Source organism: Haloferax larsenii (assembly GCF_024730625.1).
GTDB classification, from domain to species: domain Archaea; phylum Halobacteriota; class Halobacteria; order Halobacteriales; family Haloferacaceae; genus Haloferax; species Haloferax larsenii.
In genome coordinates, this window is the sequence record NZ_CP078064.1 from 87,329 (window position 1) to 99,943 (window position 12,615).

Consider the following 12,615-nt stretch of genomic DNA (forward strand, 5'->3'; position numbering starts at 1 on the left):
GCTGCCAGCTCATCCGAAAAACGGAGAAAGAACCGATTACAGATTGTGCGGCGGACGCTGGGCAGGCACGTCCATGTTGATGAGCCCGATAATGTTCAGCGTGCCAATGCCGTCTCGGCTCATCTTGTTTCCGCCTCTGTATTGCGCGCCTTCGATGTATTCGTCGTCGGGACGCGGGTCGAAGACACCCTGGTCTTTGACCGTCACTCGAACCTCGATATTGTTGTCACCGGGGCAGTTCGGGTCGTAGACGTGGATTCGAGTGGTGTCCCCAGTCTCGATGTAATCGTACGCAAGAACCTGGTGGTTGTTCCAGATGTTTCCGTCGCCGGCGCGGACGTACACGAGTCCGAGAACAGTCGGGTCGCCGTCGTCCAGCGCCCGTTTCAGACTGCGTAGCTCCTCGACCGACCGCGCTCGGGTGAACGTGGTCGGGAGATAGAACTGGACGAACTTGCGCAGATGTCGGTAGGTGTGTTCGTGGTCGAACGTGTCCATCTGGCGCTTCCAGAGATACTCGAACAGAGGACCAGACTGTGGGGTTTCGTCGTCGGCGGTGTCCGGAACCTGGCGGTCGTAGAGGAAGAAGTCCAGCGCTGCGAGCGCCATCCCACCACACAGCCCGTATCTGGCGTCGATGTTCTCGATTTTGTCGTCGAGGTTGCCCGGGAGGTTGGGAAGGTCAGGAAGCTCGTGGAACGAGTTGACGAACTCGAACCCGTGACAACTCGGGTGGAACTCCGCTACCGACCTTCGGTTCCCGAGAATCAACTGCGGAGTCACGAGGTAGCCGACTGTTTCTTCGGTGTGCGTTGCGGAGCCGGCTTCCTCTTCTTGCAATCGGACCTCGGCTCCGTCAGAGCGAATGGCCTGGTTTCGCGTGACGACTGCGTCACCGCCGTTGTGAGTTTGACAGTGCGTGAGGAACACCGGGTTACACTGGAAATCACTGGCGAACGAGACGGTTCCGAATGTATGGTCTGTCTTTGTAGTCCCGACCTCGATGGGAACTTCGCCTTCGATTTCGTGGGCGCCTCGTTCGATTGCGACGTACCCGACCGACTCTTCGATGTGTGCCCCGTTGAGGGAGTCCCATTCTTCGATTTTGTACTCGAAGGAGTCCGAACCGACGTTGCGAATCCGCGTGTGACACGGGTCGCTTCCGTTGTAACTCATCACCTGTGCGAAGACGACCGGGTCCGAGTAGGATTCGTCCAAGTCGCAGGAGTGCCAGTGGTCGGCGGCGGGTTGGTGTGTCCGCACGACCCCTGCTTCGCCGATTTGCTCTCCTTTCTCGTCGAGGATTTCACCTGCTGACGTGGCGACGATTCCGACGTCTTCGGTGGTATGAGCCGTCTCGTCGTCGCCCGAGGTCTCTTCTTCGAGGAACAGTTCCATGCCGTGAGACCCGACATCTCGCAACCGAACACCGACCGTGTTTCCGCCGTTGAAGCTCTGTAACGACGCGAGCGCGACGGGTTCGGTCGATGGAATACCGGACAGCCCGACGGACGACCACTCCTCCGTCGCTTCGATAGTGCCCGTGGTGATATCGGCGGTCGTTCGCGGGGCGACCAGATAGCCGATGGTTTCGGTCGTGTGCTCACCGTCTCGCCCCTGTTCTTCCTGCAATCGGACGTCGGCCCCGTCCGCCGTTACCTGACGGTGCCGCGTGACCACTTCGTTGTGACCGTTGTACGTCTGACAGCGACTGATTACGACCGGGTCGCCACCGACGTCGCCATCGAAGTTCAGTCCAGTCCACGAGTCAGTTCCGTCTGTCGTCCCGACCTCGACGTAGCCACTGCCCGAAAGGTCGTGGCCACCGCTTTCGAGGACGATGTAGCCGATTTCCTCTTCGTAGTGCTCGCCATCGAGGTAGTCCCACTCCTCGATTTGGAACTCGAACGAGTCTGAGGCGACGTTCTGCACCCTGATGTGGCAGGGGTTGGTCCCCTCGTAACTCATCACCTGTGCGAAGACGACCGGGTCCGAATACCGTCCGTCGAGAGCGACAGAGTGCCACTGGTCGCTTCCGGGTTGGTCCGTGCGTATCACTCCCGTTTCGCCGACACGTTCGCCCGAGGAATCGAACAGCGGCCCAGTCCTGGTTTTGAAGAACCCGAGAACCTCCTCGGCGTGGTTCATCTCGTTGTCTTGGGAGGCCTCTTCCTCGACGAACACCTGCATCCCACTCGCACTGACGTTCCGCATTCGAACGTCGGCGGGGTTGGCACCGTTGTAGGTGTCGATAGAGGCGACGACGACAGACTCCGACGGCTGAGCCCCCGAGAAGTTCACGTCAGTCCACTCGTGAGCCGACGCGACTCGTTCGGACGTGTACTGAGAGAGCGTCTGCGGGAGGACCAGATACCCGACTGTTTCGTCGGTGTGCTGGCCACCGCGGGCCTCTTCTTCTTGGAGTCTCACCTGTGCACCGTCACTCGCCACACGGCGATTTCTGGTGACGACCTCGTGCTCACCATTTCGGGTCTGACAGTGCGTGATTAACACGGGGTCGCTTCCAACCTTGGCGGTGAAATCGACCGACCGCCACGCGTGGCCGGTCGTAGTCGTGCCGACTTCGACGGGAATCCCACTGGATAGCAGATGGACCCCCGCTTCGAGCACGACGTATCCGATTTCCTCTTCGTTGTGTGCGCCGTCGAGATGCTCCCACTCCTCGATTTGGAACTCGAAGGAGTCCGGGCCGACGTTCCGAATCCTCGTGTGACACGGGTTCCGCCCGTGATAGCTCATTACCTGTGCGAAGACGACCGGGTTCGAATAACTCTCGTCGAGGCTGACCGAGTGCCACTGGTCGTCATCGGCTTGCCTCGTCGCAACGACTTCCGACTCACCGATGGTGTGGCCGAATTGGTCGGTGATTTTCCCCGGTTCGGTGCTAAAGAAGCCAACTACCTCTCGGTTGTGGCGCGTCTCGCTGTCGCTCGACTGCTCTTCTTCCACGAAAAACTCCATGCCGTCGGAGTCGACGTTCCGTGTTCGAACTGCAGCAGTGTTATCTCCGTTGTACGTCTCGATTGACGCCAAAACTACTCTCTCGTCAGATTCACCGTTTGGAATCGATACTTCTGTCCACTCGTGTGACGACATCGCTCGACCTGACAACTGAGTTGTCATATTCTAATTATATTTATTTATCATATTAAATCTAGGCCGAGTTTCTGAATTGAGTGAACGAATGAACAAGGGGAGTCGAGACCAGCACCCAGACGGCTATTAACAGCGAGTTATACCAATTGTGAGATTCACAAAGTCCGTATATTGGCAGTTTACATCGGTAAGAGGTACTACCAAAATACGCAAGACAGCAGTCTGAGATAGCGCGTCATAGACCGCTTCATCTGCCACAAACCGATTGTGGGAAAAACACAGTTTCAATTTATTTAATCACGGACTCGGGGTCGCGCTTCCTCGCCGGACGAGACAATCGAAGTAGTGTGAGAAGGACCGTCGGTCTTTGTGACCCTCGCCCGATAGACACGACGAGCAAACGCAGCCAATCTTGTATATTAATAACATCTCTACATCCACTAATGCATTGTTCACAAATTTATGACCGAATAATATAATCTAGTGGTTAGGCCATCTATCTGAGCAATCGCTCATTTTTAGTGACAGAGTAGAATATTTCTCCGAGAGGAACCACACAGAGTACCTCACAGACCAGGCTGTTCCAGACTAATCGTGTCTTTTCAAATCAATACTGGTTCCTGGCTCTCAGCGACTGATACCGCCACTGGGGTGCTCACGAACGGCATCGACCTCCTCCTGCGTGACGACCGCCAAGTCACCGTCGAGTGTCCGCTTGAGTGCGGCCGTTGCTGCACCTTGTTCGAGTGCTGGAGCGAGGTCATCTCCCCGGATTCGAGCTGCGAGATATCCACCGACGAAGGCGTCGCCCGTCCCAATCGGGTCGAACGTCTCGGTCTCGAACGCTCCCTGCTCGTACACCGTCCCATCCGATACCGCTACCACACCTTCGTCGCCACGCGTGACCAGAACCGTCTCGAAACCGTACCGGTCTGCCAGTGCTGTCGCAATCGCCGACGCATCACCATCGAGGTCGAGGACGGTTCGCGCATCGCGAGCCGCGACGACGAGAACGTCGATGTGAGAGAACAGCGGTTCGAGCGCCTTCCGAGCCTCCTCGGGACCCCAGAGCTTCGTTCGATAGTTCAGGTCGAACACGGTCGTCGTTCCGGCTGACTGCGCAGTTTCGAGCAAAACCCGCGTCGTTTCACGGAGTTGGTCCGATAGCGCCGGTGTGATTCCACTCGTGTAGTAGTAGCTCGCATTCTCGATTGGTTCGGTCGGGAGTTCCTCGGGGGTGGCCGTCGTCACCGCGGCATCGCTTCGGTCGTAAATGACGGCCGTGTCTCTCGGGGCGCTGCCGTGTTCGAGATAGTAGGTGCCTTGACGATAGTGGTCCGTCCAGACGACTTCCGCGGAGACACCATGTCGGCGGAGGTCTGTAACGACTCGACGACCGAGCGCCGAGTCCGGAAGTTTCGAGAGCCACGTCGCCTCAGCACCGAGTCTGCTTGCGGCGATTGCGACGTTCGACTCCGCGCCCGCCGTGCTGAACCGAAGCGTCTCTGTCGTCTCCAACCGACTCCCGCGTGGCGGCGAGAGTCGAAGCATCGTCTCACCGAAAGTCACGAGGTCAGCCGTCACAGCGTCCACTCTCCTGGGGGGTGGTCTCCATATGCGTTTCTCGTGGAGTCGCGGCATAGTTCCTCTGTTTTCGACGATGTTTGCTCTGGTGTGTCGTCTTTCGCTGGGTAACCACGAACCGACCACGACTGGGACTGAGCACCTATTCCCGCCTGTATCCCGAACATTAAGAGGCGCGTCTTCGTGATACCAGTGATGTCCGCAGATATCGTCCAGCGAGTCGTAGAGACGGGTGTCGTCGCAATCGTCCGCGGTACGAACCCCGAGAGGGCAATCGAGACCGTCGATGCGCTTCAGCGCGGTGGCGTCTCGGTCGTCGAGGTGACGGCGAACACCGACGGTGTCCTCGATATGATTCGAGAGATATCCTCGACGTTCACAGCGGACGAGGTGGTCGTCGGTGCGGGGACAGTGCTCGACAGCGAAACCGCACGGGCGACGACGCTCGCAGGTGCTGAATTCATCGTTACGCCGTCGTTCGATACGGAGACGATACAGACCGCGAACCGCTACGGGGTTCCCTCGGTGGTCGGCGTCGCGACACCGACCGAAGCCGTCGACGCGTACACCGCAGGGGCCGACATGGTCAAAATATTCCCGGCAGCGTCACTGGGTCCGGGGTTCGTTTCGTCGTTACAGGGACCGCTCGGCCACATTCCAACTGTTCCCACTGGCGGCGTCTCACTCGACAATGTCGGCGCGTTCATCGACGCCGGTGCGACCGCCGTCGGCGTCGGGAGTTCGCTCGTCGACGGCGAGGCAATCGAGCGCGGCGACTACGAGGTGCTGACGGCGAACGCACGGGCATTCGTCGATGCCGTCGCCACTGCCCGCACCGACTGAGCCGAAACAGACGATTCTGACCGCGTCTTCACGTCAGCCGTCCACTCACGCTTCGGCGACGACCTCGATTTCCACGTCGATATCGACCGGGAGTTTCACGACTTCGACTGCGCTCCGTGCAGGATACGGTGCCGACATGTGTTCCCCGTAGACCTCGTTTACCTCGTCGTAGTACCGCATGTCTTTCAGGAACACCGTCGCCTTCACCACGTCCGCGAGCGACGCACCGCCCGCTTCGAGGATGGCTTCGATATTTTTCAGCGTTCGCTCGGTCTGTTCGCCCGGTGTGCCCGGCACGACATCGCCGGTTTCGGGGTCGACAGGCCCCTGCCCGGAGACGTAGATTCGGTCTCCCGAGACGATTCCTTGCGAAAACGGTCCGATACTGTCCGGTGCGTCGTCGGTGGATAGCTCTCTCATTGGTGTCACTCGTGGTCGTTTCGTGTCGGTACGTCGTCCGTTTGGTAGACTTCGTTGATAAACGACGTCGGGAGGCTCGTCGTGAGTCCGCCGTCGAGGACGATGTTCTCGCCGGTGATGAAGCTCGAAAACTCGGAGGCGAGGAACAACGCCGTGTCCGCAACTTCGCTGGGTCTACCGAATCGGCCGAGCGGATACTGGTCGAGCCAGCGTTCTCTGGCGCTGGACTCTCCGGTTCGGCCCTCCGTGTTCTCCATCTCGTCGCGACGGGTGGCAGTCTCGATGGTCCCCGCGGAGATGACGTTCGAACGAACGCCGTGTTGGCCGTAGTGGGCAGCGAGGTTGCGCGACATCGAGAGCAGTCCGCTCTTCGCCTCAGAGTAACCCGAGAGTCCGATTCCGAACAGCCCGTTGACCGAGCCCATGTGGACCATCGACCCGCCACCGGCGGCGACCATCGCCGGGAGAACCTCTTTGCTCATCATGAACTGGCTCTTGAGATTCAAATCGAGCATCCACTCGAACGTCTCTTCGTCGCAGCGGTGGATGGTGTTAGACGGCTCGTCGGAACCGCCAGCGTTGTTCACCAGGACTCGAATTTCGCCGAACTCGTCGAGTGCGGTATCGACGAGGTTTCGGATTTGGTCTCGTTCCGTGACGTCGCACTCGACGGGAACGACTCGGCCGGGGTGTGCGGCGGTCAGTTCTTCGGCCACCGGCTCGACGTCCTCGTAAGACTGCGAACAGATAGCGACCTCTCCGCCAGCCTCAGCGAACCGGGCCGCGATTTCGCGGCCGATACCGCGAGATGCCCCGGTCACGATTGCTGGACGGTCTCGTAGTGATAACTCAACCATAGCAGGCAAATCGACGCGGTCGCACCTCTTCAACCTTGTCATGGTCTCTCACCGTGTCCGGTGCTTCGCTCGTCATATTCTGTACTCCTCGATTGCGTCGAGGTCGACAGAGATGCCGAGTCCCGGACCGCTCGGAGCGGGCAGACAGCCGTCGGTGACCTCGAACGGGTCGTCGATAACGTCGCCCTCCCAAGCGTAGTACGTCGAGTCCGGCGGGAGCGAGAATCCGGGGATACCGCTGACGGCGTGGAGAATCGCCGCCGTTCGAATGCCGAGGTCGAACGCGCAGTGGTGCGTGAACGGAACACCGGCGTCTTCGAGAACCGCCGCCTGTTGGCGAAGCCCGCTGATTCCACCCGCGGGCGTCAGGTCGATGACGCCGACGTCCATCGCCCCGGCTTCGACGAGCGAGGAGATGTTGTGGGAGATGTAGGTGTCCTCGTTCGGTGCGATGGGTTGCCGGAGACGCTGTCGTAACGCTGCCAGCGACTTGTGAGCGTCCACCCGAATCGGCTGTTCGAGGTACTGGAGGTAGATTCCCTCATCTTCCAGCATGGCACCGACGCGAACCGCTTGGTCGAGCGTCCACCCCTGATTGGGGTCAAGGCGGAATTCGAGTTGTCCGTCCGTCTCGTCGTGCATCGCCTTGATTCGGGAAACGTCCTGCCGCCAATCCTTCCCGGCTTTCGTCTTGAGCACGTCGAAACCGGCGTCCAGCGCCTCGCGCGCTTTGACCCGAGACTCTTCGGGTGAGAGAATACCGAGACAGAAGGCGATGGGAACCTCCTGTGGCGTCAGGTCGTTTTCGCCCATGTTCTCCCGATGCCGAAGCGTGCTTTGTGTCGGTGCGGTCCACCCGCCGAGGAGTTCGTAGACGGGACGGTCGAGTGCTTTCCCGACGATGTCCCAACAAGCCGTCTCGACGGCGGCGAAGAACATATCGACGTTCGTGTACTCGACGAACACCTGGCGACGAAGGCGTTCGATTTCGAACGGCGACTGCCCGGTAATCATCGGTCCGACGCCATCTTCGAGAATCGATTCGGTCGCAGACGGCGACAGGAACACGCGCATTTCGCCCCATCCGGCGATTCCCTCGTCGGTATCGACACGGACGAGCACGCGCTCCATCGAGTCGAGTTCGCCGTGGTTGGTCGTGTAGGGGCCGATACCCAGCGGTTCGTCGAGACTGGTCAGCGGAACGTCTACAGTAACCGCTGTCACGTCGGTTATCTCCATACCCATGGTTGTACGGGGTGGCGGTAAGAAAGTATCGTTCGTTACAATCTCGCAGAGTGCGTCGCCGCCCGAATCCAGTCGAGTGACTGCTCCGGCAACAGCCCGTAGTTGTAGAAGGATACCCGCGGAACACCAGCGGTTCGCAGTGCGTCCACGATGTCGACGAGCGTCTCCTCGTCGTGTATCGCCGGATGACCCGGCAAGAGTCCAACGTGAAGCGGGACATCCGGTGACAGCGCGTCGACGGCCTGGTAGGCGTCCATCACTTCAGCCGCCGACGACTCGTACGCCGGGAGGCAGTAGTAATCGACGTGCTCGGACAGCTGTTCGAGGTCCGCGCCGAGCATCCACTCTCGTCCGGGTTCGGGCGCACCGACGTAGTAGCCGAGCGGTGTCTGCCCGCTGGCCGCCGCGAAGTCAGCATAGAGGTCCGCCAGCGTCTTTGCTCGAACGCCGACGTACTCGGCGACTGCGCCGTGTTCGCGGAGCCACAACTCCGGCGAGAGGTCGTGTGGAGTCGAACCGGCGATGACGGAATCGAGGGCGTCGGCGACGGTGGTTCGAACGTCATCGACATCGATTCCGGTGTCTGCGGCGTTCTCCCGACAGTGGTCACAGAAGCACAGTCCGAAGAGAAACTCGCCGAGTGTCCCGAGTTGTGCGTGAATCTTCTGGTGGTGCCAGCCGAACCCGGTGCCGTAGAAGTAGTCGAACGTCTCCAGTTCGATGCGGTCGAAGTGCTCGCGGGCAGCGAGGTCGCGGACGAGTGCGACGAGGTACTCCTGGACGTCAGGATTCGACGGACAGAGGCCGAACACCAAGTCGTCGCCGTGGGCCGAGGTCAGCGTCACATCGGGATGCTGCATCCCGAGCTGCGAGTTGTGACAGCCGACCGTCCACGAATTCAGCCGGACACCGTCGAGTTCGGCGGCGATGTCGGCGACCCAGTCACCTGTCATTCCCTCGTACGGCACCGGTTCGAGACGCCCGTAGCCCTCACCGGGGTCGAAGTACGAACTCGCGCGGGCGAAGAACGTCCGGCGTTCGGGGTTGTGCGGTGCGAACGCCTGTACAGTGTGGTAGTTGGTTGCGAGGGTTATCTCACCGACGCCGAGTTCGTCGAGTCGGTTCGTAACCCGTGTCGGCCCTTCGTCTAACAGGTCCCACGGGTACGCCCAGAGAGCGAATTCCATACGATGCCGTCTCGTGGGCCGATAATAAATATGGAGGACGGGGTGAGAGCGAGCCTGCGTGAGCAGGCCGCCCAGCGGGGGGTGCAATCAGTGAAGGGAGTGAGGCGTGGTTCGATTCGTGCGTCAAGTGCCGAGGATGGTCAGTCCGAGGTGGTGAACGCGGCCGAGGTGGTGAACGCGGCCGAGGTGGTGAACGCGGCCGAGGTGGTAAACGCGGCAGAGGTGTGAGGAGTGGGTTACTCCTTGACTGCGCCGGCGGTCATCCCGGCGACGATGTACTGTTCGAGGAAGGCGAACAGGATGAGAAGCGGGATAATGCCGATAACCGAGACCGTCAGCATCATCCGCCAATCCGTCTGGAGCGCCCCGACCATCGAGAAGACACCACGCGGAATGTTGTACTTCCCGCTGTCAGTCAGGAACGTCAGCACGAACAGCAGTCGGTTCCACGCGTACAGGAACGTGTAGGTGATACTGGCGACGAGTGCGGGCTTCGTCAGCGGAAGGACGATTTTCGTGAGCACCTGTAACTGGTTGGCTCCGTCGATGCGAGCCGACTCCTCCAGTGCGACAGGAACCGTCTTGAAGTAGCCGTAGAGCATCCAGATGTTGAACGGCAACGTGAACGCCGCGGCGGGGATGATGACGGCGAGGTAGGTGTTGAACAACCCGAACTGCGTGATGACGTCGAACAGTCCGACGATGAGTACGACCGGTGCGAACATCTGGACGACGAGCACGGCGAGCAGGAACGTCCGCTTGCCGACGAAGTCGTTCCGCGCACACGAGTACGCGGCCGGAATCGCGAGCAGGAGCGTCAACACGACGGTTCCGAGCGAGATGACGAAGCTGTTTGCGACCCACAACACGACGTCGGTCTGCGTCCAGACGTCGAGGTACGCACTGACAGACGGGTCTGACGGCACCAGCGTCGCCGGAGCCGAGAAAATCTCTGACTCCGGTTTGAACGTGCTGGAGAACATCGCGTAAAACGGGAACATCATAATCCCGAGGAGCGCGATGAGGACGCCGTAGACTCTGACCCGACGGAGACCGGACCTATCGTGACCTGCCATCGTCATAGCTCGTCACCTCCGCGGGTGTACACCCGCAGATAGACGATTGCGAACAACAGGAGGAACAGGAACCCGATGACGCTGTACGCAGCGCCACGGCCGAGGTTCCCGTTCTGCAGGCCGACCTGGTAGATGTGGATGACGAGCGTCGCGGTCGTGCTAATCGGCCCGCCACCGGTCATCGTCCAGATGACGTCGAAGCTGACGAACGTCCAGATAGTCGAAAGCAGCGTGGCCATCAGGATGACGCTCTTGAGTTGCGGCAGCGTGATGTATCTGAACTGGTGCCATCGCTCGGCCCCGTCGATTGCGGCCGCCTCGTAGAGGTCCTGTGGAATCGACTGGAGCCCCGCGAGGAAGATAATCGCCATGAACGGCGTTCCAATCCAGATGTCGGCGACGACGACGCCCAACCACGCGATGTCGGGGTTGCCGAGAATGCCGATACCCTGTTCTATCACGCCGAGTTTGAGCAACACTGCGTTGAGGTAGCCGAACTGCGGGTGCTCTATCCACCGGAAGACGACAGCAGAGATGGCATACGGGATACCCCACGGGATGAGAAATGCCGTCCGGAAGAACTTCCGGCCCTTGATATCGCCTTTCAGGTGAACTGCGATGAGCAGTCCGAGGAGGGTCTTGCCGGCGACGCCGACCAGCACCCAGCGACCCGTCTGCCAGATGAGCCGGTAGAAGATGTCGCTGTTGACGATTTCGACGTAGTGTTGCAGGCCAACGAGCGTCTCGATAGTCGAGTCGGCCGGTGAGCGGTACAACGATAGGCGGAACGTCTCCAGTATCGGGTAGCCGACGACGGCGAGCAAGAACACCGCAGCGGGCGCTATCAGGAGATAGGCGCGTCGGTTCCGCCTGAGGTGTGCAACGGACTGCGAGAGGCGAGAGTCCCCGTCCGTCCCGGTGTATTCTTCAGCGAGACTCATGTCTTTCACTCATCAGTTCATCGCGTCTTCGAGGTCGCTTTGAGCGTCATTCAATGCTTTCTGCGGGCTCTTTTGGTCGGCGAGCGCCTCCTGAATCGCTTGGACCATCCGGTCGTTGAACTCACTGAAGTTACTGAGCTTCGGCCGGGCGCGAGCGTACTGCCCCGCCTCGACGAACGGAGCCCAGTTTTTCGAGTCGGAGAAGTACGACCGCTCGCCGACCGATTTGACGACCGGCAAGAACCCCTTCTGCTTCGAGTACTGGAACCGACGCTCCTCGTCGAAGTAGAACCGAATCAGGTCCCGGGCGATGTCCTTGTGCTCGCTTTGGCTCAGGATACCGAGCGTGTCGATGGTAAAGAGGCTGTACCGTCCCTCGGGACCCTGCGGAACTTGTGCGATACCGTATTCGAAATCGACGTCGCCGTTTTCCTGTGACTCCGTGATGTTGAGCCCGGTGTACACGTGTCCGATAACCATTCCAAGGTCGCCGTTTTCGAACAGTTGCCGGATGTCCTGCCGGGTCGAAGAGAGCGGCGAGGCCTGCGTGACGCCGTGTTCGAGGTGCAGATTGGCGTAAAACGAGAGCGCATCGACAGCGCCGTCAGAGTTGACGACCGGCATTCCCTCGTCGTCCACCAGGTCCGCACCGTGCGACCAGTGGTAGTGGTAGTACTGCGACCCGGTCTCGATGGCGTCCGCACCGGCGAGTCCGAGCGCCGGGACGCTCACCTCGTCGCTGTCGGTAATCGTCTGCGCGGCAGACAGCATGTCGTCCCACGTGTCTAGAGACGGGTTCTCCGGGTCGAGTCCGGCGGCCTCGAACACGTCCTTGTTGTAGTAGAGACACTTGTTCGAGGCCGCCCACGGAACACCGTAGTGAGAGCCGTTGTACATCGTTCCCTCCGCCACTCCGTCGGCGAACTTCTCGCCGAACTCGCCGTCCATGAGGTCGTCGAGAGGTTCGAGCGCATCCTTGCCGACGAGTTGCGGAATCCACCGCGCAGGCCAGCGACTTACGTCGGGTGCCTGTCCCCCGTCGACGCGGTTGTTCACCGTCTGTCGTGCGTTGTCCCACGTGACGCTCGTGAACTCGACGTCGACGCCGTACTCCTCTTCGAAGGCAGTGTTGTTCTCTTCGAAGAACTGCTTGATGTTGTCGCCAACACCCATCGTGAGGAACTGGACGCTCTGTTTACTGCTGCCGCCGTCGTTCCCACCAGAGTCGTCGCCGCCACCGCCGCCATTGCCACCATTGCCATCACTACCGGCGTCATCGCCGTTTCCACCGCCGGTACACCCGGCGATAGCAATCATCCCGCCAGCACCGAACGCCTGAAGGAGT

General features: G+C 60.2%; 11 protein-coding genes. 2 read left to right on the forward strand and 9 right to left on the reverse strand.

Annotated features, from left to right (window positions below):
• Nucleotides 1–36: 36 nt before the first annotated feature.
• Nucleotides 37–2,982, reverse strand: coding sequence for a hypothetical protein (locus tag KU306_RS16235; protein ID WP_258303612.1), 2,946 nt, complete (start codon nucleotides 2,980–2,982; stop codon nucleotides 37–39).
• A gap of 762 nt (nucleotides 2,983–3,744) precedes the next feature.
• A complete protein-coding gene (gene kdgK1, locus KU306_RS16240; RefSeq protein WP_258303613.1) occupies nucleotides 3,745–4,701 on the reverse strand; it encodes a bifunctional 2-dehydro-3-deoxygluconokinase/2-dehydro-3-deoxygalactonokinase in 957 nt (318 codons plus the stop codon).
• Between the two features lie 195 nt (nucleotides 4,702–4,896).
• Here kdgK1 and KU306_RS16245 point away from each other — a divergent pair, with 195 nt between their 5' ends.
• Complete coding sequence (locus KU306_RS16245) at nucleotides 4,897–5,544, forward strand: bifunctional 4-hydroxy-2-oxoglutarate aldolase/2-dehydro-3-deoxy-phosphogluconate aldolase (protein WP_007542277.1); 648 nt, start codon at nucleotides 4,897–4,899, stop codon at nucleotides 5,542–5,544.
• Between the two features lie 45 nt (nucleotides 5,545–5,589).
• Here KU306_RS16245 and KU306_RS16250 read toward each other — a convergent pair whose 3' ends face one another.
• The 4 genes from KU306_RS16250 to KU306_RS16265 all read right to left on the reverse strand — a co-directional run bounded on the left by KU306_RS16250 (nucleotide 5,590) and on the right by KU306_RS16265 (nucleotide 9,253).
• Nucleotides 5,590–5,964, reverse strand: coding sequence for a Rid family detoxifying hydrolase (locus KU306_RS16250; protein ID WP_007542278.1), 375 nt, complete (start codon nucleotides 5,962–5,964; stop codon nucleotides 5,590–5,592).
• A 5-nt stretch (nucleotides 5,965–5,969) separates the two neighbouring features.
• Nucleotides 5,970–6,821, reverse strand: coding sequence for an SDR family NAD(P)-dependent oxidoreductase (locus KU306_RS16255; RefSeq protein WP_049918724.1), 852 nt, complete (start codon nucleotides 6,819–6,821; stop codon nucleotides 5,970–5,972).
• Nucleotides 6,822–6,893: 72 nt separating this feature from the next.
• Complete coding sequence (locus KU306_RS16260; protein WP_007542283.1) at nucleotides 6,894–8,060, reverse strand: mandelate racemase/muconate lactonizing enzyme family protein; 1,167 nt, start codon at nucleotides 8,058–8,060, stop codon at nucleotides 6,894–6,896.
• 41 nt (nucleotides 8,061–8,101) lie between these two features.
• Nucleotides 8,102–9,253 carry a C15 family peptidase gene (locus KU306_RS16265; RefSeq protein WP_258303614.1) on the reverse strand — a complete coding sequence of 384 codons (1,152 nt, stop codon included), beginning with the start codon at nucleotides 9,251–9,253 and terminating at the stop codon, nucleotides 8,102–8,104.
• A gap of 30 nt (nucleotides 9,254–9,283) precedes the next feature.
• Between KU306_RS16265 and KU306_RS16270 the strand changes: the two genes are divergently transcribed.
• Nucleotides 9,284–9,481 (forward strand): hypothetical protein, encoded by a 198-nt coding sequence (locus KU306_RS16270; protein ID WP_258303615.1) that lies wholly within the window; start codon nucleotides 9,284–9,286, stop codon nucleotides 9,479–9,481.
• An 8-nt stretch (nucleotides 9,482–9,489) separates the two neighbouring features.
• Here KU306_RS16270 and KU306_RS16275 read toward each other — a convergent pair whose 3' ends face one another.
• From KU306_RS16275 to KU306_RS16285, 3 genes are read right to left on the reverse strand one after another with little or no spacing between them, the layout of a single operon-like run.
• The gene (locus tag KU306_RS16275; protein ID WP_007542289.1) at nucleotides 9,490–10,335 is read right to left on the reverse strand and encodes a carbohydrate ABC transporter permease; all 846 of its coding nucleotides are present in this window, start codon (nucleotides 10,333–10,335) and stop codon (nucleotides 9,490–9,492) included.
• Nucleotides 10,332–11,270 carry a carbohydrate ABC transporter permease gene (locus tag KU306_RS16280; protein ID WP_258303616.1) on the reverse strand — a complete coding sequence of 313 codons (939 nt, stop codon included), beginning with the start codon at nucleotides 11,268–11,270 and terminating at the stop codon, nucleotides 10,332–10,334. The genes KU306_RS16275 and KU306_RS16280 overlap by 4 nt, the downstream gene beginning before the upstream one ends.
• A 12-nt stretch (nucleotides 11,271–11,282) precedes the next feature.
• Nucleotides 11,283–12,587 (reverse strand): ABC transporter substrate-binding protein, encoded by a 1,305-nt coding sequence (locus KU306_RS16285; protein ID WP_425499553.1) that lies wholly within the window; start codon nucleotides 12,585–12,587, stop codon nucleotides 11,283–11,285.
• Between the last annotated feature and the right edge of the window lie 28 nt (nucleotides 12,588–12,615).

Excerpts from the sequence above, each read along its gene's own strand:
- KU306_RS16235 (WP_258303612.1), bottom strand. The coding sequence starts at position 2,982 with ATGGAGTTTTTCGTGGAAGAAGAGCAGTCGAGCGACAGCGAGACGCGC.
- KU306_RS16245 (WP_007542277.1), top strand. The coding sequence starts at position 4,897 with ATGTCCGCAGATATCGTCCAGCGAGTCGTAGAGACGGGTGTCGTCGCA.
- KU306_RS16250 (WP_007542278.1), bottom strand. The coding sequence starts at position 5,964 with ATGAGAGAGCTATCCACCGACGACGCACCGGACAGTATCGGACCGTTT.
- KU306_RS16255 (WP_049918724.1), bottom strand. The coding sequence starts at position 6,821 with ATGGTTGAGTTATCACTACGAGACCGTCCAGCAATCGTGACCGGGGCA.
- KU306_RS16260 (WP_007542283.1), bottom strand. The coding sequence starts at position 8,060 with ATGGAGATAACCGACGTGACAGCGGTTACTGTAGACGTTCCGCTGACC.
- KU306_RS16265 (WP_258303614.1), bottom strand. The coding sequence starts at position 9,253 with ATGGAATTCGCTCTCTGGGCGTACCCGTGGGACCTGTTAGACGAAGGG.
- KU306_RS16270 (WP_258303615.1), top strand. The coding sequence starts at position 9,284 with ATGGAGGACGGGGTGAGAGCGAGCCTGCGTGAGCAGGCCGCCCAGCGG.
- KU306_RS16275 (WP_007542289.1), bottom strand. The coding sequence starts at position 10,335 with ATGACGATGGCAGGTCACGATAGGTCCGGTCTCCGTCGGGTCAGAGTC.
- KU306_RS16280 (WP_258303616.1), bottom strand. The coding sequence starts at position 11,270 with ATGAGTCTCGCTGAAGAATACACCGGGACGGACGGGGACTCTCGCCTC.
- KU306_RS16285 (WP_425499553.1), bottom strand. The coding sequence starts at position 12,587 with ATGATTGCTATCGCCGGGTGTACCGGCGGTGGAAACGGCGATGACGCC.